A 19,281-nucleotide genomic window follows, 5' to 3' on the forward strand; every position below is an offset into this window, starting at 1 on the left:
GGCGCATTAAACCCGATCTGCCCTCTGTCGTCAACGAAAAATGTTGTTTTCGTTACAGACTGCGCAATCTCTCGCCATTTCGCCGCATCTTTAGGCGAAAAAGTGCGTCCAGAGCGCAGAGAGCGGCATGGCGAGCAGCAGTGCGGGTAGCATGTTGACCACGGCAAACATCTTGATCCCGCAAATGCGCAACCCTGTCGCCAGCAGCAGCAGGCCACCGACGGCGGTGAAGTCCGCCATCATCGCTGGCGTGGTCAGCGGGAGAATCAAGGTGGCGCAGGTGGCGAGCGCCAGCTGAATCAGCAGCATTGGGACGCAAATCGCCGCCACTGCGATGCCAAGGGTGGTGGCGAAAATGGTGGCGGTGAAGAAATCGAGAAACGCCTTCGCAATTAAGATGCTCGGGTCACCGGTCATCCCTTCCTGCATCGAACCGAAAATCCCCGTGCCGCTGGCGCAAAACAGAATAATGATGGCGACATAGTTCTGAATAAAGGACTCATGCGTGCCGTGCTTCGCTTTGCCCGGCCGGGCAATCAGGTTTTTGGCTTTACTGACTGCGCTGTTAATACCTTTTTCCAGATAACAGAACTCACCAATGAGCGCGCCGAGCAGGGTGGCCAGCACCATCACGGGCAGATTGGCGCATTTGATGACTAAAAGAATACCGATCCCTAGCGACGCCAGGCCGAATATGGAGGGCATTGAGGTGCGAATACGCTCCGGTAACCGCTGGCTCAGCACTGCGCCGAGTACGCCGCCCAGCAATACGGCGCCGGCGTTGATAAATGGCCCGATAACCACGCTTAACTCCTGTTACTTACTCATTGGTATTGCATGATTATGACATGCTTCTGCTTTCCGGCCGTAAGCATTGGGTGATTAAATGCATAAGGATTGCTTGTTGCAGCTAAAAATAAAAGGTGACATTATTGCGCGAATTTTCTCCTCCTGTCTCACCGTTCGGTGAGGGTAACTGCGCTTATGAAAACCATGAAAATCGCCGTCAGCCGCGAGCTGCTCTCTACTGTGTCTACGCACCGCGAAAAGGTGACGCTGGATAACACGGATTTCACCGATGTGGCCGCCGTCGTCCTGACGACGACAGACAGTCGCAGCGGCATTCTTGCGCTACTGAAACGCACGGGCTTTCAGCTGCCGGTGTTCATTTTCTCGCAGGAGCCCATGGAAGTGCCCGACGGCGTCAGCGCGGTCATCTCGGGTAAAGCTCAGGAGTTTCTGGAGCTGGAGACCGCAGCCAGCCGTTACGAAGAGACGCTATTGCCGCCGTTTTTCGACACCCTGAGCCAGTATGTTGAGATGGGCAACAGTACCTTTGCCTGTCCGGGCCACCAGCACGGCGCCTTTTTCAAAAAGCACCCGGCCGGGCGGCAGTTCTATGATTTCTTCGGTGAGAACGTCTTCCGCGCCGACATGTGCAATGCCGACGTGAAGCTGGGCGATCTGCTGATCCACGAAGGGTCCGCCAAGCATGCGCAAAAGTTTGCGGCAAAGGTGTTCAACGCGGATAAAACCTACTTTGTGCTGAACGGTACGTCGGCGGCCAACAAGGTGGTGACTAACGCACTGCTCACCCGCGGCGATCTGGTGCTGTTTGACCGTAACAACCATAAATCCAACCACCACGGGGCGCTGATCCAGGCGGGTGCCACGCCGGTGTATCTTGAGGCCGCGCGTAACCCGTTTGGCTTTATTGGCGGAATTGACGAGCACTGCTTTGACGAGGCGTATCTCCGGGAGCGGATCCGCGAGACGGCGCCGGAAAAGGCCGACGAAGCACGGCCATTCCGCCTGGCGATCATTCAGCTTGGCACCTACGACGGGACGATCTACAACGCTCGTCAGGTGATCGACAAGATCGGCCATCTGTGCGATTACATTCTCTTTGACTCCGCATGGGTGGGCTACGAGCAGTTTATTCCGATGATGGCGGAGACGTCCCCGCTGTTGCTGGAACTGAACGAGAACGATCCGGGCATCTTTGTGACCCAGTCGGTGCATAAACAGCAGGCCGGGTTCTCGCAAACTTCGCAGATCCATAAAAAGGATAACCACATCCGCGGTCAGGCGCGTTTCTGCCCGCACAAGCGTCTTAACAATGCGTTTATGCTGCATGCTTCCACCAGCCCGTTCTATCCGCTGTTCGCGGCGCTGGATGTGAACGCGAAAATCCACGAAGGGGAAAGCGGGCGCAGGCTGTGGGCGGAGTGCGTTGAGCTGGGCATTGAGGCGCGTAAGGCGATCATTGCCAATTGCCATATGATCAAACCGTTTATCCCACCGGTGGTGGCAGGGCGGCCGTGGCAGGATCATCCCACCCACGCCATCGCCAGCGAGCTTCGCTTCTTCAGCTTCGAGCCCGGTGCTAAATGGCACGGGTTTGAGGGCTATGCCCGCGAGCAGTACTTTGTCGACCCGTGCAAGCTGCTGCTGACCACGCCGGGCATTGATGCCGAAACGGGGGAATATACGGATTTCGGTATTCCGGCCACGATTCTGGCGCACTATCTGCGAGAAAACGGCATTGTGCCGGAGAAGTGCGACCTTAACTCGATCCTGTTCCTGCTGACGCCTGCTGAAAGCAGCGACAAGCTGGCTCAGCTGGTGGCGATGCTGGGGCAGTTTGAACAGCATATTGAAGACGATACGCCGCTGGCGGACGTGCTGCCGACTATCTTCCAGAAATACCCGGTGCGTTACCGGGATTATACCCTCCGCCAGTTATGTCAGGAGATGCATGATCTCTACGTCAGCTTTGACGTGAAAGATCTGCAGAAGGCGATGTTCCGCAAGGAGAGCCTGCCGGAGGTGGTGATGAACCCGCAGGATGCCAATCAGGCGTATATTCGCGGGAACGTGGAGCTGGTGCGTATTCGGGATTCTGAAGGGCGGATCGCTGCTGAAGGGGCGCTGCCTTATCCGCCGGGCGTGCTGTGCGTGGTGCCGGGTGAAGTCTGGGGCGGTGCGGTGCAGCGTTACTTCCTGGCGCTGGAGGAGGGCATCAACCTGCTGCCGGGCTTCTCGCCGGAACTGCAGGGGGTCTACAGCGAGAAGGATGCCGACGGGATTAAGCGGCTGTATGGGTATGTATTGAAGTAGACCCCCTCTCCCCAAAGGGGAGAGGGGATTGCACGGAGCCGTCTTTTCACCCTCGCCCCTTTGGGGAGAGGGCCGGGGTGAGGGGAGTTAAACCGCACTACGCTTGTACATCCTCCTCGGATGCCCAATCTTGCCGTACAGCATCTCCACCGTCAGAAAACCCGCCTCCACGCAATGCTCCAGATAGCGTCGGGTGGTGGTTTTACTCAGCCCCGTCTCGCTCACGACCTCATCCACGGTAAAGCAGTGTGTTGACCGGGCGTTAAACAGCGACTGCACCCGCGCCAGCGTATTTTCCTCAATGCCTTTGCTGCCGTTGTCCTGGCGGTAGTTTTTCGCCTGTAGCTGATAGAGCGAATCGACGTTCTGCTGGTCGACAATCTTCCAGACGCGCTGCTGTTCGGCAAACTGCACAAACCGCTCCAGCGACTGGCTGAGCCGCTTCCAGGAGACCGGTTTAAGAATGTAGTCGAACGCGCCGTTGCGGATCGCCTGGCTGCAGGTGTCCATATCACTGGCGGCCGTAATAAAAATCACCGAGCAGTTGGCGCGCGCCAGCAGGGGGTTAGTGATAAGCGAGATCCCTTTGCCGTCAGGCAGATAGTTATCCAGCAGCACCAGCTGCGGCTGTTTGCTTTCAAGCTCAGCCTGGGCCGCAGCCAGCGACGAGGCAATGCCCACCAGCCTCAGACGCGGATGCTTACCTATCAGCTCGGCGTGCAGCTGCGCCAGCTCGCTCTCGTCTTCAACAATCAGTACGTCGATAAGTTCATGTTGCATAGTCGGTGTCTTCCAGTTGCCGGGCGGTTCCAGTCGCAGGGATAAACAGTGAGAAAATGGCGCCGCGCGGCGTGTTATCGGCAACTTCAATTGTGCCGCCTGCCTGTGTGACATAGCTTTCAATCAGATACAGGCCAATCCCATGATCGCCGCGTGTTTTGGTGGTGATGCCGCGCTCAAAGATCCTGTCACGGATCGCAGGGGTAATGCCAACGCCCTGGTCGGCCACTTCAACGATCAGCTCCTGTTCGCTGAGTTTGATCAGTACCTCCACCGGCGCGTGGGGAAGCGGCGACCGTTGCGTCGCTTCGATGGCGTTATCCAGCAGGTTGCCAATAATCGAAATCAGCTCTTGTTCCCCCAGCGGCAGGAACGGCTTGTCCAGCCGACAGGCCGGGTCGAAACTGAGCTCGACCCCTTTCTCCCGTGCGCGGGCGGCTTTCCCCAGCAGCAGGCCGCACAGCGTCGGGGAGCTGAAGCGCGACGAGATAAAGTCCAGCAGCTCCTGGGCATGTTCCGATTGCGCCTGAATGTAGCCAATGGCCTCCTCATAGCGGCCCATATGCAGCAGCCCGGAGAGGGTGGTCATCCGGTTCAGTTGCTCGTGGCGCATGATGCGCAGATTATCGACATAGCGTTTGACCTGGCTGAGCTGGGCGCTCAGCGAGTCGATCTCGTTGCGATCGCGGAAGGTGATCACCCAGCCCTGCAGCGCCCCCTCAAGCATGATGTGTACCCGGCTGGCAATGACCGTGAGGTCGTTAAAACGGCAAATCTCGTCATGGGTATCTTTCGCCAGCATAGTTTGCGTGTCGAAGAATGGCACCGGCTCAATCACCTGGCTTATCAACTGCCCGCGCAGCTCCCGGGCCGGCTGGCTCAGGCCCAGCAGCTTGCGCGCCGCCTGGTTGATCACCTCTATGCGTCGTTCGTTATCAATGGCGATCACGCCTTCGTAGATGGACTCCATCATCGCCTTCTGCTGGCGCACCAGCAGACCGATCTCTCGCGGCTCGAGGGAGAAGATCTGCTTCTTAATGCTGCGGGTAAAGAACCAGGAGAAAACAAAGAGGGCGATCAGCAGCAGCACGGCGGCAATCAGGATATTGACTACCTTACTGACGGTAATGGTATCCAGATAGCTGGTGAGATAGCCTACCGAAACAATACCGACCACCTGTCCGGCATTGTTAAAGATGGGCGCTTTACTGCGCAGCGAAATGCCCAGCCCGCCTTTGCGGATCGTGGTGATACTTTTCCCCTGTAAAACGGCTTCATTGTCACCGCCGACCAGCGTGGTCCCCACTCTGTCGGCAAAGACGGAATGAAAAAGGTGCAGCCCCTTATTATCACCAATCACAATAAAGCTGGCGTCACTGAGCGCAGAAATCTTCTGCATAAAATCATGAATGGCGTTGATATTCTTTTGTTCAACTTCATCACGTAATGTCGGAATAAGTGCTATCTCTTCAGCCTGTATTTTGGCACGCGCGCTCATTTCCTGATAAAGCTGTTTACCAACATCGACATAATAATATCCGCCCAGTAAGGTAAAAAGTACTGAGAAAAAGGCAACCAGCGAAATAAACAGCTTAATCTGGAAAGAGACTTTCATAACTATCACGCGAGGTAGCGACAAAGATGGCCAATATATCATCTTTTTTCGTGCGGATGCCCGCTTTGCCGAAAACTTGTGATCCCTTGCACAGCAGGGGCTGTAAAAGCATAGCCCGGAAGGAGGGCAGACTTCAGGCTGCAGCAATAAATGTTATTTGTTTGTTCAATTCGGAAAAGAAACCATAAAAACCACGGGAATAAATACGGTATAAATCACAGTAAATAAAAGAAACCATTAAAACCATAGCGGCCATTAAAACTTCGCTTTTAATATGCCTTTCCTCACATAAAGTAAGCCTTTGTGACTCTAAGCTGAACGCACAAAATAACCAAGGGGCTTATTATGAGCACAACTGACGATTCTTTCTCTGTTACCCACGACCCGATTGAAATTCAGCGACCTTCGCTCAAAGAGCGCTGGTGGCATATTATGGATACCTGGAAAATTGGGATTATTCCTCTGCCGCTGTTCGTTCTGGCGGGTGCGCTGATTGCGATTGATTGCCTGGGCGGAAAATTGCCGAGCGATATCGTGGTGATGGTGGCGACGCTGGCCTTCTTCGGCTTTGCCTGCGGTGAGTTTGGCAAACGCCTGCCGGTTGTCGGCAAGCTCGGCGCGGCCGCGATTTGCGCCACCTTTATCCCTTCCGCGCTGGTCTACTACGGCCTGCTGCCGGACGTGGTGGTCGAGTCCACCACTAAGTTCTACAAATCCACCAACATTCTCTATCTCTACATCTGCTGCATCATCGTTGGCAGTATCATGAGCATGAACCGCACGGTGCTGATTCAGGGCTTCCTGCGCATCTTCTTCCCGATGCTGTGCGGCGAAATCGTCGGCATGCTGGTGGGGATGGGCGTCGGCCTGGCGCTGGGTCTTGAGCCGTTCCAGATCTTCTTCTTCATCATTCTGCCGATTATGGCGGGCGGCGTAGGAGAAGGGGCGATCCCGCTTTCCATCGGCTATGCCACCCTGCTGCATATGGACCAGGGCGTTGCGCTCGGACGCGTGCTGCCGATGGTGATGCTCGGCGGTCTGACGGCAATCATTATCTCCGGGTGCCTGAACCAGCTCGGCAAACGCTATCCGCACCTGACCGGTGAAGGCCAACTGATGCCGAACCGCGCGAATGCGGATGCCACCGTCTCTCAGCCTGCGTTCTCTGGTAAAGCGGACGTGACCACCATCGCCTCCGGCGCGCTGCTGGCGGTGCTGCTCTACATGCTGGGCATGCTCGGCCACAAGCTGATTGGCCTGCCTGCGCCAGTGGGCATGCTGTTTATGGCGGTGCTGGTGAAGCTCTGCAACGGCGCTTCTCCACGTCTGCTGGAAGGCTCGCAGGTGGTGTACAAATTCTTCCAGACCTCCGTGACCTACCCGATTCTCTTTGCCGTTGGCGTGGCCATCACCCCGTGGCATGAACTGGTGGCGGCCTTCACGCTGACCAACCTGCTGGTGATTATCAGCACCGTCTCCGCGCTGGTGGCGACCGGGTTCTTCGTCGGCAAAAAGATTGGTATGCACCCGATTGATGTCGCCATCGTCTCCTGCTGTCAGAGCGGCCAGGGCGGAACCGGCGACGTGGCGATCCTGACCGCAGGCAACCGCATGAGCCTGATGCCGTTCGCCCAGATTGCTACCCGAATTGGCGGCGCGATTAACGTCTCTGTCTCACTGCTGATTCTGGGCAACTTCCTCGTTTAAGTTTTCAGGAAAGAACAATGAAACTCGCAAGCTTTTTATACCAGGGAAAACGCAGCTACGGCATCGTGCAGGCCGACGGCGTGATTGATTTAGGTCGCCGTCTGGGCGACCGCTACAGCGACCTTAAAGCGCTGCTGCAGGGCAACGGGCTGGCACAGGCCCCCCGTTACCTGAACGACGCAGTGGACGTGCCGATGAGCGCCATCACCTTCTTACCGGTGATTGAGCAGCCGGAAAAAATCCTCTGCGTGGGCATGAACTATGCCGACAAGCGCAAGGAGTTTGACCAGCACAACCCGGCTCCAACGCTGTTTGTCCGCTTCCCGGATTCCCAGACCGGCCACAACGAGCCGGTGCTGAAGCCGCGCCACTCCAGCGAATTCGACTACGAAGGCGAGCTGGCGGTGATCATCGGTAAAGGCGGGGAGAATATCCGCCGCGACGACGCCCTGCGCCACGTGGCGGGCTACAGCTGCTACATGGACGGTTCCGCCCGCGACTGGCAGCACACCTGGTTTACCGCCGGTAAAAACTGGCGCAAAACCGGCGCGTTTGGCCCGTGGATGGCGACGGCGGATGAGATCCCTGACCCGCACCAGCTTGCGATCCGCACCTGGCTGAACGGTCGCATGGTGCAGGAAGACAATACCAGCAGCATGATCCACAAAGTCGCCGAGCTTATCGAGTACATCAGCACCTTTACCCGCTTAAGCCCGGGGGACGTGATCATCACCGGATCCCCGGGCGGAGTGGGTAAAAAGCGTAACCCGCCGCTGTTTATGAAAGAGGGCGATCGCATTGAGGTGGAGATCGAGCATATCGGTCATCTGAGTAACGTGATCGTGGAAGCGCCAGCCGTAGGGCTTGCGGCAGCACACTGAGTAAGGCGGCAACATGCATTCGCAACCCATCGATTTTCGCCACACGCTGGTGGCGAAGCACCCGGAACGCTTAAGCCAGATCCGTTACCTGCTGGCGGACAGCGGCCTGGGCCTGGACAACGACATCACGCTGTTTGTCGAAGCCTGGTCCGGCCCGCAGCTGGTGGGTTGCGCAGGGCTTGCCGCCAACGTCATCAAATGCGTGGCGGTCAACGAGCAACTTCGCGGCGAGAACCTCAGCGCACGGCTGCTGGCGGAGGTGCAAAATGCGGCGCTGGAGCGCGGCCATTTTCACCTCTTCCTCTGCACCCGTCCGTGCAACAAGGCGCGTTTCGCCCGCAGCGGTTTCTGGCCGATTGCCGAGAGCGGGAACAACGCGGTACTGATGGAGAACACCCCGCAGGGGATTGAGCGTTATTGCCGTTCTCTGCGCGCGAACCGCAAGACCGGGGAGAAAATTGGCGCTATTGTGATGAACGCCAATCCCTTCACTCTCGGCCACCGCCATCTGGTGGAACAGGCGGCTATGCAGTGTGATGCCCTGCATCTGTTCGTGGTGCGTGAAGATGCCTCGTTTTTCCCGTTCAGCGCGCGTCTTGAGATGGTGCGCGCGGGTGTGGCGCATCTGCCGAACGTGGTGGTGCATGAAGGCTCGCAGTACATCATCTCCCGCGCCACGTTTCCGGCCTACTTCCTGAAGGAGACCGGCAAAGTGCAGCAGGCGTGGAGCGAAATCGATGTGCTGATCTTCCGGGATTTCATTGCCCCGGCGCTGGGCATCACGCACCGCTTCATCGGCTCGGAGCCGTTTTGCGACATCACCCGCCAGTACAACCAGACGCTGCACGACCTGCTGGCCTCGCATATCGAGGTGGTGGAAATGCCGCGCATCAAGGCCACCGGTAACGCCATTTCAGCGTCCGAAGTGCGCCGCTTACTAAAGACACAGCAGTTTTCCCGGATCCGGGAGATTGTCCCGGACTCCACCTTCGCGCACCTCGAAACACACTATCGGGCGAGTGCGGAAGTCGCTTAACTACCAGGAATTTATCATGAAAATTGTAAGGGAGGCGCTGGCCGGAACGCAGGAGTCCAGCGACCTGATGGTGAAAATCGCTCCTGCTCACGGCGAGCTGGAGGTAGTCATCCACAGCGAAGTGATTAAGCAGTTTGGCGAGCAAATTCGCCAGGTGGTCAACGACACATTGCGCGCCATGAACGTGCACCAGGGACTCATCATTATTGAAGACAAAGGGGCGCTGGACTGTGTGATCCGCGCCCGCCTGCAAAGCGCGCTGCTGCGTGCCGCCGATGAACAGGCCATCAACTGGGGGGCGCTGAAATGAGCAAACTCCGCCGCAGTATGCTGTTCCTCCCGGGTGCCAACGCCGCCATGCTCTCCACCGCGTTTATCTACCGCCCGGACTCCATCATGTTTGACCTGGAAGACGCCGTTGCCCTGCGCGAGAAAGACACCGCACGCATGCTGGTGTTCCACGCCCTGCAGCACCCGATGTATCAGGATATCGAAACCGTGGTGCGCATTAACCCGCTGAGCACGCCGTTTGGCCTGCTGGATCTGGAGGCCGCCGTACGGGCCGGCGTGGACGTGATCCGTCTGCCGAAAACCGATACGCCGGATGACATCTATGAGCTGGAAGGCCACCTGGTGCGCATTGAGCAAGAGTGTGGTCGCGAGGTTGGTTCTACCCGCGTGATGGCGGCGATTGAGTCGGCCATTGGCGTGATTAACGCCGTGGCGATTGCCCGCAGCTCGCCGCGCTTAATCGGCATCGCGCTGGCCGCCTTTGACTATGTCATGGACATGCAGACTGAACGCGGCGACGGCACCGAGCTGTTCTACGCCCGTTGTGCCGTGCTGCACGCCGCGCGTGCCGCAGGCATCGACGCCTTCGACGTGGTGTGGTCAGACGTTAACGACGAGGCCGGGTTCCTGCGCGAGGTCGATCTGATCCGCAAGATGGGCTTTAACGGTAAATCGCTGATCAACCCGCGCCAGATCGATCTCCTGCATAACGCCTATGCCCCGACCCAGGAAGAGGTGGATCACGCCAAAAGGGTGATTGAAGCGGCAGAAGAGGGCGAGCGCAACGGCCTGGGCGTGGTGTCGCTCAACGGCAAAATGGTGGATGCACCAATTATTAACCACGCGCAGGTGGTGCTGGAGCGCGCGGCGGCCTCCGGCGTGCGTCGGTAAGGATGAGATAATGAATCAGACTGAACTTCTCCATGTCAATTTTCCCCATCTGCGGGACTTAAAACCGTTTGATACCGCCCACAGCGCGACGCCGTGGCTGGCGGACAGCGACGCGAAGCACAACCGCAAACTGTGCGCCTCTGTCGAAGAGGCGGTTAAGCGCTGCGGTCTGCAGGATGGGATGACCATCTCCTTCCACCACGCGTTTCGCGAAGGTGACCGGGTGATCAACACCGTCGTGGCGCTGCTGGCGCGGATGGGCTTCAAAAACCTGACCCTGGCCTCCAGCTCGCTGATGACCTGCAACGACGCGCTGATCGAACACATTGAAAGCGGGGTGATCACCCGGATTTACACCTCCGGGATGCGCGGCAGGCTGGCAGAGGCCATCTCCCACGGGCTGATGGACGAGCCGGTGCAAATTCATTCCCACGGCGGGCGGGTGAAGCTGCTCCAGGACGGCGAGCTGAATATCGACGTGGCGTTTCTCGGCGTGCCGTGCAGCGATGAATTTGGCAACGCCAACGGCACGCACGGCAAATCGTGCTGCGGCTCGCTGGGCTATGCGATGGTGGATGCGCACTTTGCCCGTAAGGTGGTGCTGCTGACCGAAGCGCTGGTGCCATTCCCCAATATGCCCGCCAGCCTGGTGCAGGACCAGGTGGACTACATCGTGCAGGTGGAGAGCGTGGGCGATCCGGCGAAAATCAGCGTCGGCGCAGCGCGCGTCACCAGCAACCCGCGCGAGCTGATGATTGCCCGCTATGCGGCGGACGTCATTGAGCACTCCGGCTACTTCAAACCGGGCTTCTCGATGCAGACCGGCTCCGGCGCGGCGGCCACCGCCTGCACCCGCTTTATGGAAGAGAAGATGGAGCGCAGCGGCGTGAAGGCACGCTTTGCCCTCGGCGGCATCACCGGCAGCCTGGTGGATCTGCATGAAAAGGGGCTTATTGAAAAGCTGCTCGATACCCAGTGCTTTGACGGCCAGGCGGCGGCCTCGCTGGCGCGCAACCCGAACCACGTGGAGATCTCCACCAACGTCTACGCCAACCCTGGCAGTAAGGCGGCAAGCTGCGACCAGCTTGACGTGGTGATCCTCAGCGCCCTGGAAATTGACGTCGATTTCAACGTCAACGTTATCACCGGCTCCGACGGCGTAATGCGCGGCGCGTCCGGCGGACACTGCGACGTGGCCGCAGCGGCGAACCTGACCATCGTCGTTGCGCCGCTGCTGCGTAGCCGCATTCCGACGGTCGTGAAGCGGGTTACCACGCGCCTCACGCCGGGAGAGAGCATTGACGTACTGGTTACCGATCACGGTATTGCGGTCAACCCGTCGCGTCCGGAGATCCGCGAGCGCCTGCTGAAGGCGGGGCTCAAGGTTGTGGACATCACTGCGCTGTACGAGCGGGCGATTTCCCTGACTGGCGTCCCCAAATCAATCGCGTTTACCGACAAAATCGTCGGGGTGATCCGCTACCGCGACGGCAGCGTGATCGACACCGTGCGACAGGTAAAGGAGGACGTATGATTTCAGCGACACCCGTGCGGACGGGTGTCAGCCTGGACGAACTGCTGGCGGCGAAAGAGCGCCGCGCAGGGCGTCAGGCTGACATGCTTGAGCACTATCAACAACCGGTCATTTCCCTCACCCTGGTGACGCCAGGGGAGGCCAAAGACAGCCTGCGCTATCGCAACACCATGGGCGTGGCGCTGCAGATGTGCGACCAGCTGCTGTGGGAAAACCGCTGGCAGGTGCTGGACCGCCAGGTACTGTGGCTCCCGACCGGGCCGGAAGCCCTGTGGTGCGTGGCCCATCCGGCGGCAGAAATCAAAGCGCACTGTGCGGAACTGGAGCAGACGCATCCGCTCGGCAGGCTGTGGGATCTGGATGTGATCTGCCCTCAGCACGGCCACGTCGGGCGACAGTCGCTGGGGACGAATCTCAGACGCTGCCTGATCTGCGACGAGCCGGCGCATGCCTGTTCCCGTTCGCGCGCGCATCCAGTGGAGCAGGTTGTGGCTCGCGTGGAGAAGATGATCGATGACTGGTTTGCTCGCGACTAAACTGCGCCCGGCTGACGTGCCCGCGCTTGCCGAAGCGGCGCTATGGCAGGAGCTGGAGCTGACGCCCAAGCCGGGTCTGGTAGACAAACTCAATAACGGCGCCCATCGCGATATGGACCACGCGCTGTTTGTCCGCAGCATTGCGGCGATTACGCCGTGGTTTTCGCGCTTTGCTGAGCTGGGCAGCGCGCATGCCGATAAACCCGCTGACGAACAGTTACGGGTTCTCCGCCCGATGGGGATGGCCTGCGAGCAGGCGATGTATGCCGCAACGAACGGGGTGAACACCCACAAAGGCGGTATTTTTGCCCTTGGTTTACTGTGCTTTGCTGCCGGGCGTGTGAAAAGGGTCTCCGCAGACAGCCTCTGTTGTGAGGTGAGTAACCTCTGCAGCGGGCTGGTCTCGCGGGAGCTGGCCGCACGCAGCGGGCAGGCGACGGCGGGCGAGCGGCAGTATCAGCTGTATGGCTTAACCGGCGCGCGCGGAGAGGCCGAAAGCGGTTTTGCGACGGTGCGTAAGGCGCTGGCGCAGTGGAACGGACATTCACTTCACGACCTGCTGTTACGCCTGATGTCAGTCAATCAGGACAGCAATCTGGTGTCGCGCGGCGGCATTGAGGGGCTACGCTTCGTTCAGGGTTATGCGCGGAAACTGCTGGCTGCAGGCTGGGACCGCGAGGCGTTGCTCAGAATGGATAACGCATTGATTGAACGGAACCTGAGTCCCGGAGGCAGCGCGGATTTACTGTCGGTGGGGTGGGTGCTTGCTGCAATAAAATAGCCGGGTGGCGGCTTCGCTTTACCCGGCCTAAGAACGGTGTTTTTGTAGGCCCGGTAAGCGTTAGCGCCACCGGGCACAACAATCAATGCGCGACTGGCTGCGCACCATTCGGCACGCGAACATGCTTGTACTTGAACAGCACGATAAACGCGAAGAACAGCACCAGTGAGTACGCGGCGAAGATCAGCCACACTGGTTGCCAGTTGGTGATGCCGTTGGTGGTGTACATCTCAACCACTTTGCCGCTCACCACGCCGCCCAGAATACAGCCGAAGCCGTTGGTCATCATCAGGAACATACCCTGCGCGCTGGCGCGGATTTCAGGTTTCACCTCTTTTTCCACAAACACAGAACCCGAGATGTTGAAGAAGTCGAAGGCGCAGCCGTAAACAATCATCGACAGAACCAGCAGCACGGTGCCGAACGGGCTTGGGTCGCCATAGGCGAAGAGACCGAAGCGCAACATCCATGCCGCGATACTGATCAGCATGACGTTCTTGATGCCGTAGCGGCTCAGGAAGAACGGAATGGTCAGGATGAACAGCGTCTCAGAGATCTGCGAGATGGACATCATCACCGATGCATGTTCAACGATAAAGCTGCCGGAGAACAGCGGGTTGTTATCGAAGCTGTGCAGGAAGGTGTTGCCGAACATGTTGGTGATCTGCAGTTCCGCGCCCAGCAGCATGGAGAAGATAAAGAAGATCGCCATGCGTTTGTTTTTAAACAGCGCGAAGGCGTCCAGGCCGAGCATGGTGCTCCAGCTCTGGTTTTTCTGCTGGTTAGAGACAGGAATGGTTGGCAGCGTCAGGGTGAACAGCGCCAGCAGCACGGAGAGCGCAGCGCCGATGTAAAGCTGCATATGGCTCAGTTCGAAGCCCGCGAAGCTCACGCCCCACATCGCCATGATAAAGCCGATAGTGCCCCAGATACGGATTGGCGGGAAATCGGTCACGATGTCCATATCCGCGGATTTCAGGCGATAGTAGGAGATGGTGTTGATCAACCCAAGCGTTGGCATGTAGGCCAGCGAGTTAAGCAGGATCACCATGAACATCGCCCCCGGTGTGGTCACCTGGGCTGCCATAAACAGCGTCCCCGCGCCCACCAGGTGGCAAAGCATGTACAGCCATTTGGCACTCAGCCATTTATCCGCCACGATCCCCAGCAGCGTTGGCATGAAGACCGCCGCAATACCGAGCGAACTGTATACGGCACCGATTGACGCACCATCGAACTTGAGCGTCACAAACATATAGGAGCCGAGTGTAGTCAGCCAGCTACCCCACAGGCAGAACTGCAGAAACGACAATATTTTAAGCTGCAGCTTAAGGTTCATGTTACTTTCCTCACAAGTGAGCGGGAGATATGTTGTTATAGGAACATTCAGGGTTGTTATTTGATGCAATTCTATCAGTTGGCAACGATATGTTTTGTTACCTCCCGCAAAAAAATGCAATCCACATTAATTTGCAGTTTGGATTGTGATGCAAATAACATTTTCGTATGGGTGAGGGTGTTCAGTCCCCTCTCCCCTTTGGGGAGAGGGTTAGGGGGAGGGGGGCTAGCGACGACGGTAGTTCTTCTGCGCCGTATTCACTTTATACAGATAACGACGGGATTCCGCGGACGGATGGCGGATGGTCAGGGTTGCGTAGACATCTCCCGGCGCCATGCTGTTGATGATGTTTGCGGCCTGCACTTTGTCATTCGAGAAGACACGTAGCACGCTGCCCGCACCGCCGTTATAGGCGGTGATCACCGCGTAGCGGCGCGAGGTCGGGTTATCAATCCCGCCCAGGTAGACATTGTTCAGCATCGCCAGATAGGCGGTGCCGGTATCAATGTTGCTCTGCGGATCGAACAGATAGCTGCGGCTCGGCGTCCCGGATTTCCCCTGCGCGCGGAAGACGTCTTTACCGGCGCTGTGCTGTACAACCTGCATCAGCCCCAGGGCGTCGGAACGGCTCACCGCGTACGGGTTAAACGATGATTCGGTCTGCATAATCGCCAGGATCAGCGACTCATCCACGCCGTACTTGCGTGAGGCCTGACGCACCATGCCTAAGTACTTATGCGCACGCTTGTCGAGGTGGTTCGGAACAAGGTTGATGGTGACGCTATAGATAATCTTCAGGCCGTTCGAGCGGCTTTTCAGGCGCGTCTGCAGCAGGTAGTCGGCAAATTTCGTGGCGCGGCCTTCCCAGCGAATGGGCTGGCCGGTCTGATCGACGACCTGACCGTACAGGAACGGCTCTTTGGATATCGTGATGTCGTCGGCATCGGAGTAGAGATCGATTGAGCCCGGATCGTCACCCATCAGCAGGGTTTTGATGATTGCCTGACGGAGCCGAGCGGCAGGGTCTGTGCCGGCAATGGTTTCAATCGTGATCGTACCCTCATCAAAGTTGATGTGGCTACGGGTCAGATAGGCGTCGGTGTACTTAACGTAGTCCTTAGGTCCGGCAATAAGAACTTCGTTAAATCCCCATATATTCTCGATGTTATGGGCAAACTGCCCCATCAAAATATCAAAACCGTTGGTGTCCTTGATCCAGGCTTCGTTGTACTCATCACCTTTTTTTGACGAACACGAGACAAGCAACGGCGCAACAAGGGCTAGCGCTAAAAGTTTTTTCATCATTCCGGGAGTGCGTGTTGTGTTTGCTTAGTCGTTGCTTTCGCCGGGTGGCGCTGCGCTTACCCGGCCTACGAAACCGTAGGCCCGTGCAAGCGAAGCGCCGCCGGGCAACAGCCGCTCGATATTATTTTTCCGGTGGCGTATAGCCTTCGATGTGCACGTCTTTACCTTCGAACAGGAAGCTCACCATCTCCTGCTCCAGCAGTTTGCGGTGTTCCGGGTTCATCATGCTGAGTTTCTTCTCGTTGATCAGCATGGTCTGCTTTTTCTGCCACTGCCCCCAGGCTTCTTTGGAAATCTCGTTATAAATGCGTTTACCCAGGTCGCCCGGATAAAGCTGGAAATCCTGGCCTTCAGCGTCACGCTGCAGGAAAGTACAAAAAATCGTTCTGGCCATACTCATTCCTCTTTTTTAGCCGATGCTAAACCATTGCACCGGCACGTAATTGCTGTAACAGGCGCTCCACGGGAGCCGCCAGCCCGACTGATGGCGGTTGCGCTAAGTTATACCAGAGAGCGGTGCCTTCATCCATGCACGAGGCGAAGGAGGACACGGGAAGCCACATCGGCACAATATCCAGATGGAAATGGCTGAAGGTGTGGCGAAACGCGGTCAGCTGCGTCAGGTTATCGGCAGCAATCCCGCGCTTTTTAAGCCATTCACGCAGCAAATCTTCATCTTCAAACTGTGGGAAGCAGTATAGACCACCCCACAGACCGCTCGGTGGACGCTGGGCCAGGAACACCTCATCGCCGTGCTGCATCAGCAGCATATAGCCGGTGCGTTCCGGCAGCGTCTGTTTGGGTTTTTTACCGGGATACTGCGCCCACGACTGGTTGGCGTACGCCACGCAGAGATTATTCACCGGGCAGAGTTCGCATTTCGGTTTTGAGCGCGTGCAGACCATCGCGCCCAGATCCATCATCGCCTGGTTGAAACGCTCGACGCCGTTTGCCGGGGTGACCTCTTGACTTATTTCCCAAAGACGTTTTTCAACATCCTTCTTCCCCGGCCAGCCGTCGACGGCATAGCAGCGTGCCAGCACGCGCTTCACGTTGCCGTCGAGGATCGGAAAATGCTTGCCTAAAGAGAGGGAGAGAATGGCGCCGGCGGTTGAACGTCCGACGCCGGGTAAATCCGCTACCTCGTCAAAGGTTTCCGGGAAGCGCCCGTTGTGGCGCGTCGCGACCTGCTGTGCCGCTTTGTGCAGGTTACGCGCGCGGGCGTAGTAGCCAAGCCCGGTCCACAGGTGCAGCACCTCGTCCAGCGGAGCGTTAGCCAGATCGGTCACCGTCGGGAAGCGCGCCATAAAACGCTCAAAGTAAGGAATCACCGTCGCGACCTGCGTTTGTTGCAACATCACTTCGGAGAGCCATACTTTGTAAGGCGTTTTTTCAATTTGCCAGGGCAGGGTTTTACGCCCGTATTTGTCGTACCAGTCCAGCACCTGGGCTGAAAATTGAGAGGCTTGCATGGTCATCGATTCGTATAATCAGGGACGCCGATTGCAGCACAGCGTCAATCTGCTGTAAACCGGATCTTTCCCATGCTTGCATAGAAGCCTTAACTTTGGATAATGCCCGTTTCCCGAACATTCTCACAAGCAGACAACTCTTTTATGAAAAACGACGTCATTTCACCGGAATTTGATGAAAACGGTCGCCCGCTGCGCCGTATTCGCAGCTTTGTCCGCCGTCAGGGTCGCCTGACGAAAGGGCAGCAACATGCGCTGGACAACTACTGGCCGGTGATGGGCGTTGAGTTCAGCGAGCAGCCACTGGATTTTAGCGAGCTGTTTGGCCGCGACGCGCCGGTAACTCTGGAAATTGGTTTCGGTATGGGCGCCTCGCTGGTGACCATGGCCAAAGCCCGCCCGGAGCAGAACTTCCTCGGCATTGAAGTGCACTCCCCGGGCGTGGGCGCGTGTCTGGCTACGGCCCATGAAGAGGGCGTTGAGAACCTGCGCGTGATGTGTCATGACGCGGTGGAAGTGCTGCACAAAATGATTCCTGACAATTCTTTAACCATGGTTCAGCTCTTTTTCCCTGACCCGTGGCACAAAGCACGTCATAATAAACGCCGTATCGTTCAGGCGCCGTTTGCTGAGCTGGTAAAAAGTAAGCTCAAGCTGGGCGGTGTCTTCCATATGGCGACCGACTGGGAACCTTATGCGGAACATATGCTGGAAGTGATGTCATCGCTGGACGGTTACAAAAACCAGTCGGCGAGCAACGACTATGTACCGCGTCCGGAATCGCGTCCGGTAACGAAATTTGAACAGCGTGGCCATCGTCTTGGTCACGGTGTATGGGACTTAATGTTCGAGAGGGTGAAATAATGGCAAAGAATCGTAGCCGTCGTCTGCGTAAAAAGATGCACATCGAAGAATTCCAGGAAGTGGGCTTCTCCGTTGCCTGGCGTTTCCCGGAAGGCACCAGCGTTGAGCAGATCGATCAGGACGTTGATGCGTTCATCAACGAGGTGATCGAGCCAAACAAACTGGCCTTCGATGGTAGCGGCTATCTGGCGTGGGAAGGTCTGATCTGCACCCAGGAAGTGGGTAAATGCACCGAAGAACATCAGGCCCTGGTACGTAAATGGCTTGAAGACCACAAGCTGGAAGATGTTCGCGTCAGCGAACTTTTCGACGTTTGGTGGGACTAATAAAGTAGTAAAGGGCCAGCATTAGCTGGCCCATTTTGTCTGAGGGAGTGTTTAAGATGCGCAAAACGTTGCTGGCTGCTGCTTTGATGGCAACCGGATTCACCGCCCATGCGGAGTATAAATGTAGCGTCACCCCGCGTGATGACGTGGTGTTAAGCCCGCAAACCGTGCAGGTCAAAGGCGAGAACGGCAATCTGGTGATTACGCCGGAAGGGAACGTCACCTTTAACGGCAAACAGTACAACCTGACTGCCGCACAGCGTGAGCAGGCGAAAGACTACCAGGCCGATTTGCGTACCGCGCTGCCATGGATTAACGAAGGCGCGCTGACGCGCGTTGAGAAAAGCCGCGTGGCGCTGGATAAGATCATCACCAAAGAGGTGGGGGAGAGCAGCAATATGCGCACCCGCCTGACCAAGCTCGATAAGCAGTTGAAAGAGCAGATGAACCGGATTATCGAAACGCGTACCGACGGCCTGACGTTCCACTACAAGGCGATTGATCAGGTCCGCGCTGACGGGCAGCAGCTGGTGAACCAGGCGATGGGCGGTATCCTGCAGGACAGCATCAACGAGATGGGTGCCAAAGCGGTACTGAAAGGCGGCGGTAACCCGCTTCAGGGCGTGCTGGGCAGTCTGGGCGGCCTGCAGACCTCCATTCAGAATGAGTGGAAGAACCAGGAAGATGATTTCCAGAAGTTCGGCAAAGACGTGTGTAAACGCGTGGTATCGCTGGAAGATAGCCGGAAGGCGCTGGTGGGGACGTTGAAGTAAGATCTCTGCGCGCTGGGCCCCTCACCCCGG

General features: G+C 57.5%; 19 protein-coding genes. 12 read left to right on the forward strand and 7 right to left on the reverse strand.

The features are described 5' to 3' along the window. Window positions 1–90: 90 nt before the first annotated feature. Entirely contained in the window at window positions 91–804 is a 714-nt protein-coding gene (locus C5687_RS21410) for a DUF554 domain-containing protein (RefSeq protein WP_104557844.1), read from the reverse strand. A gap of 180 nt (window positions 805–984) precedes the next feature. Here C5687_RS21410 and C5687_RS21415 point away from each other — a divergent pair, with 180 nt between their 5' ends. Beyond that, window positions 985–3,120 carry an ornithine decarboxylase gene (locus C5687_RS21415; RefSeq protein ID WP_104557846.1) on the forward strand — a complete coding sequence of 712 codons (2,136 nt, stop codon included), beginning with the start codon at window positions 985–987 and terminating at the stop codon, window positions 3,118–3,120. A gap of 87 nt (window positions 3,121–3,207) precedes the next feature. Here the strand turns inward: C5687_RS21415 and C5687_RS21420 are convergent, their stop codons facing one another. After that, entirely contained in the window at window positions 3,208–3,900 is a 693-nt protein-coding gene (locus C5687_RS21420) for a response regulator (RefSeq protein WP_095450216.1), read from the reverse strand. Beyond that, entirely contained in the window at window positions 3,890–5,515 is a 1,626-nt protein-coding gene (locus C5687_RS21425) for an ATP-binding protein (RefSeq protein ID WP_104557848.1), read from the reverse strand. The genes C5687_RS21420 and C5687_RS21425 overlap by 11 nt, the downstream gene beginning before the upstream one ends. 345 nt (window positions 5,516–5,860) lie before the next feature. On the opposite strand from C5687_RS21425, the gene C5687_RS21430 reads away from it, so the two are divergent. The 8 genes from C5687_RS21430 to citG are packed head-to-tail and all read left to right on the forward strand — an operon-like array spanning window position 5,861 to window position 13,172. Further along, complete coding sequence (locus tag C5687_RS21430) at window positions 5,861–7,222, forward strand: 2-hydroxycarboxylate transporter family protein (RefSeq protein WP_047959445.1); 1,362 nt, start codon at window positions 5,861–5,863, stop codon at window positions 7,220–7,222. A 17-nt stretch (window positions 7,223–7,239) separates the two neighbouring features. Further along, window positions 7,240–8,103 carry a fumarylacetoacetate hydrolase family protein gene (locus tag C5687_RS21435; RefSeq protein WP_104557850.1) on the forward strand — a complete coding sequence of 288 codons (864 nt, stop codon included), beginning with the start codon at window positions 7,240–7,242 and terminating at the stop codon, window positions 8,101–8,103. A gap of 13 nt (window positions 8,104–8,116) precedes the next feature. Further along, window positions 8,117–9,139: a [citrate (pro-3S)-lyase] ligase gene (citC, locus tag C5687_RS21440; protein WP_059384934.1), complete on the forward strand. Its 1,023-nt coding sequence runs from the start codon at window positions 8,117–8,119 to the stop codon at window positions 9,137–9,139. Window positions 9,140–9,155: 16 nt separating this feature from the next. Then, complete coding sequence (gene citD, locus C5687_RS21445) at window positions 9,156–9,449, forward strand: citrate lyase acyl carrier protein (RefSeq protein WP_025760234.1); 294 nt, start codon at window positions 9,156–9,158, stop codon at window positions 9,447–9,449. After that, a complete protein-coding gene (gene citE / locus C5687_RS21450) occupies window positions 9,446–10,321 on the forward strand; it encodes a citrate (pro-3S)-lyase subunit beta (protein WP_059384935.1) in 876 nt (291 codons plus the stop codon). The genes citD and citE overlap by 4 nt, the downstream gene beginning before the upstream one ends. Before the next feature lie 10 nt (window positions 10,322–10,331). After that, window positions 10,332–11,855, forward strand: coding sequence for a citrate lyase subunit alpha (gene citF / locus C5687_RS21455; RefSeq protein ID WP_104557852.1), 1,524 nt, complete (start codon window positions 10,332–10,334; stop codon window positions 11,853–11,855). Further along, entirely contained in the window at window positions 11,852–12,391 is a 540-nt protein-coding gene (gene citX / locus C5687_RS21460; protein WP_059384937.1) for a citrate lyase holo-[acyl-carrier protein] synthase, read from the forward strand. The genes citF and citX overlap by 4 nt, the downstream gene beginning before the upstream one ends. Next, window positions 12,369–13,172: a triphosphoribosyl-dephospho-CoA synthase CitG gene (gene citG, locus C5687_RS21465; RefSeq protein ID WP_095442102.1), complete on the forward strand. Its 804-nt coding sequence runs from the start codon at window positions 12,369–12,371 to the stop codon at window positions 13,170–13,172. The genes citX and citG overlap by 23 nt, the downstream gene beginning before the upstream one ends. Window positions 13,173–13,254: 82 nt before the next feature. On the opposite strand, the gene C5687_RS21470 is transcribed toward citG, so the two are convergent. The 4 genes from C5687_RS21470 to mutY form a co-directional block, all read right to left on the reverse strand. Further along, window positions 13,255–14,511 carry a nucleoside permease gene (locus tag C5687_RS21470; protein ID WP_025760238.1) on the reverse strand — a complete coding sequence of 419 codons (1,257 nt, stop codon included), beginning with the start codon at window positions 14,509–14,511 and terminating at the stop codon, window positions 13,255–13,257. Between the two features lie 225 nt (window positions 14,512–14,736). Next, entirely contained in the window at window positions 14,737–15,813 is a 1,077-nt protein-coding gene (gene mltC, locus C5687_RS21475) for a membrane-bound lytic murein transglycosylase MltC (protein WP_104557854.1), read from the reverse strand. A 124-nt stretch (window positions 15,814–15,937) separates the two neighbouring features. Beyond that, window positions 15,938–16,210: an oxidative damage protection protein gene (locus C5687_RS21485; RefSeq protein WP_023309138.1), complete on the reverse strand. Its 273-nt coding sequence runs from the start codon at window positions 16,208–16,210 to the stop codon at window positions 15,938–15,940. A gap of 25 nt (window positions 16,211–16,235) precedes the next feature. Continuing rightward, window positions 16,236–17,288 carry an A/G-specific adenine glycosylase gene (gene mutY / locus C5687_RS21490; RefSeq protein ID WP_202911309.1) on the reverse strand — a complete coding sequence of 351 codons (1,053 nt, stop codon included), beginning with the start codon at window positions 17,286–17,288 and terminating at the stop codon, window positions 16,236–16,238. Between the two features lie 144 nt (window positions 17,289–17,432). On the opposite strand from mutY, the gene trmB reads away from it, so the two are divergent. The 3 genes from trmB to C5687_RS21505 are packed head-to-tail and all read left to right on the forward strand — an operon-like array spanning window position 17,433 to window position 19,251. Beyond that, a complete protein-coding gene (gene trmB, locus C5687_RS21495) occupies window positions 17,433–18,152 on the forward strand; it encodes a tRNA (guanosine(46)-N7)-methyltransferase TrmB (protein WP_025760376.1) in 720 nt (239 codons plus the stop codon). Next, window positions 18,152–18,478 carry a YggL family protein gene (locus tag C5687_RS21500; RefSeq protein WP_003862421.1) on the forward strand — a complete coding sequence of 109 codons (327 nt, stop codon included), beginning with the start codon at window positions 18,152–18,154 and terminating at the stop codon, window positions 18,476–18,478. The genes trmB and C5687_RS21500 overlap by 1 nt, the downstream gene beginning before the upstream one ends. A 56-nt stretch (window positions 18,479–18,534) precedes the next feature. Then, a complete protein-coding gene (locus tag C5687_RS21505) occupies window positions 18,535–19,251 on the forward strand; it encodes a YggN family protein (RefSeq protein ID WP_025760375.1) in 717 nt (238 codons plus the stop codon). Window positions 19,252–19,281: the final 30 nt, after the last annotated feature.

This window comes from Enterobacter sichuanensis (genome assembly GCF_002939185.1).
Taxonomy (GTDB): domain Bacteria; phylum Pseudomonadota; class Gammaproteobacteria; order Enterobacterales; family Enterobacteriaceae; genus Enterobacter; species Enterobacter sichuanensis.

Bases quoted from the DNA above. Each gene is read 5' to 3' on its own strand.
- C5687_RS21415 (WP_104557846.1), top strand. From the start codon at position 985: ATGAAAACCATGAAAATCGCCGTCAGCCGCGAGCTGCTCTCTACTGTG.
- C5687_RS21420 (WP_095450216.1), bottom strand. From the start codon at position 3,900: ATGCAACATGAACTTATCGACGTACTGATTGTTGAAGACGAGAGCGAG.
- C5687_RS21425 (WP_104557848.1), bottom strand. From the start codon at position 5,515: ATGAAAGTCTCTTTCCAGATTAAGCTGTTTATTTCGCTGGTTGCCTTT.
- C5687_RS21430 (WP_047959445.1), top strand. From the start codon at position 5,861: ATGAGCACAACTGACGATTCTTTCTCTGTTACCCACGACCCGATTGAA.
- C5687_RS21435 (WP_104557850.1), top strand. From the start codon at position 7,240: ATGAAACTCGCAAGCTTTTTATACCAGGGAAAACGCAGCTACGGCATC.
- citC (WP_059384934.1), top strand. From the start codon at position 8,117: ATGCATTCGCAACCCATCGATTTTCGCCACACGCTGGTGGCGAAGCAC.
- citD (WP_025760234.1), top strand. From the start codon at position 9,156: ATGAAAATTGTAAGGGAGGCGCTGGCCGGAACGCAGGAGTCCAGCGAC.
- citE (WP_059384935.1), top strand. From the start codon at position 9,446: ATGAGCAAACTCCGCCGCAGTATGCTGTTCCTCCCGGGTGCCAACGCC.
- citF (WP_104557852.1), top strand. From the start codon at position 10,332: ATGAATCAGACTGAACTTCTCCATGTCAATTTTCCCCATCTGCGGGAC.
- citX (WP_059384937.1), top strand. From the start codon at position 11,852: ATGATTTCAGCGACACCCGTGCGGACGGGTGTCAGCCTGGACGAACTG.
- citG (WP_095442102.1), top strand. From the start codon at position 12,369: ATGACTGGTTTGCTCGCGACTAAACTGCGCCCGGCTGACGTGCCCGCG.
- C5687_RS21470 (WP_025760238.1), bottom strand. From the start codon at position 14,511: ATGAACCTTAAGCTGCAGCTTAAAATATTGTCGTTTCTGCAGTTCTGC.
- mltC (WP_104557854.1), bottom strand. From the start codon at position 15,813: ATGAAAAAACTTTTAGCGCTAGCCCTTGTTGCGCCGTTGCTTGTCTCG.
- C5687_RS21485 (WP_023309138.1), bottom strand. From the start codon at position 16,210: ATGGCCAGAACGATTTTTTGTACTTTCCTGCAGCGTGACGCTGAAGGC.
- mutY (WP_202911309.1), bottom strand. From the start codon at position 17,288: ATGCAAGCCTCTCAATTTTCAGCCCAGGTGCTGGACTGGTACGACAAA.
- trmB (WP_025760376.1), top strand. From the start codon at position 17,433: ATGAAAAACGACGTCATTTCACCGGAATTTGATGAAAACGGTCGCCCG.
- C5687_RS21500 (WP_003862421.1), top strand. From the start codon at position 18,152: ATGGCAAAGAATCGTAGCCGTCGTCTGCGTAAAAAGATGCACATCGAA.
- C5687_RS21505 (WP_025760375.1), top strand. From the start codon at position 18,535: ATGCGCAAAACGTTGCTGGCTGCTGCTTTGATGGCAACCGGATTCACC.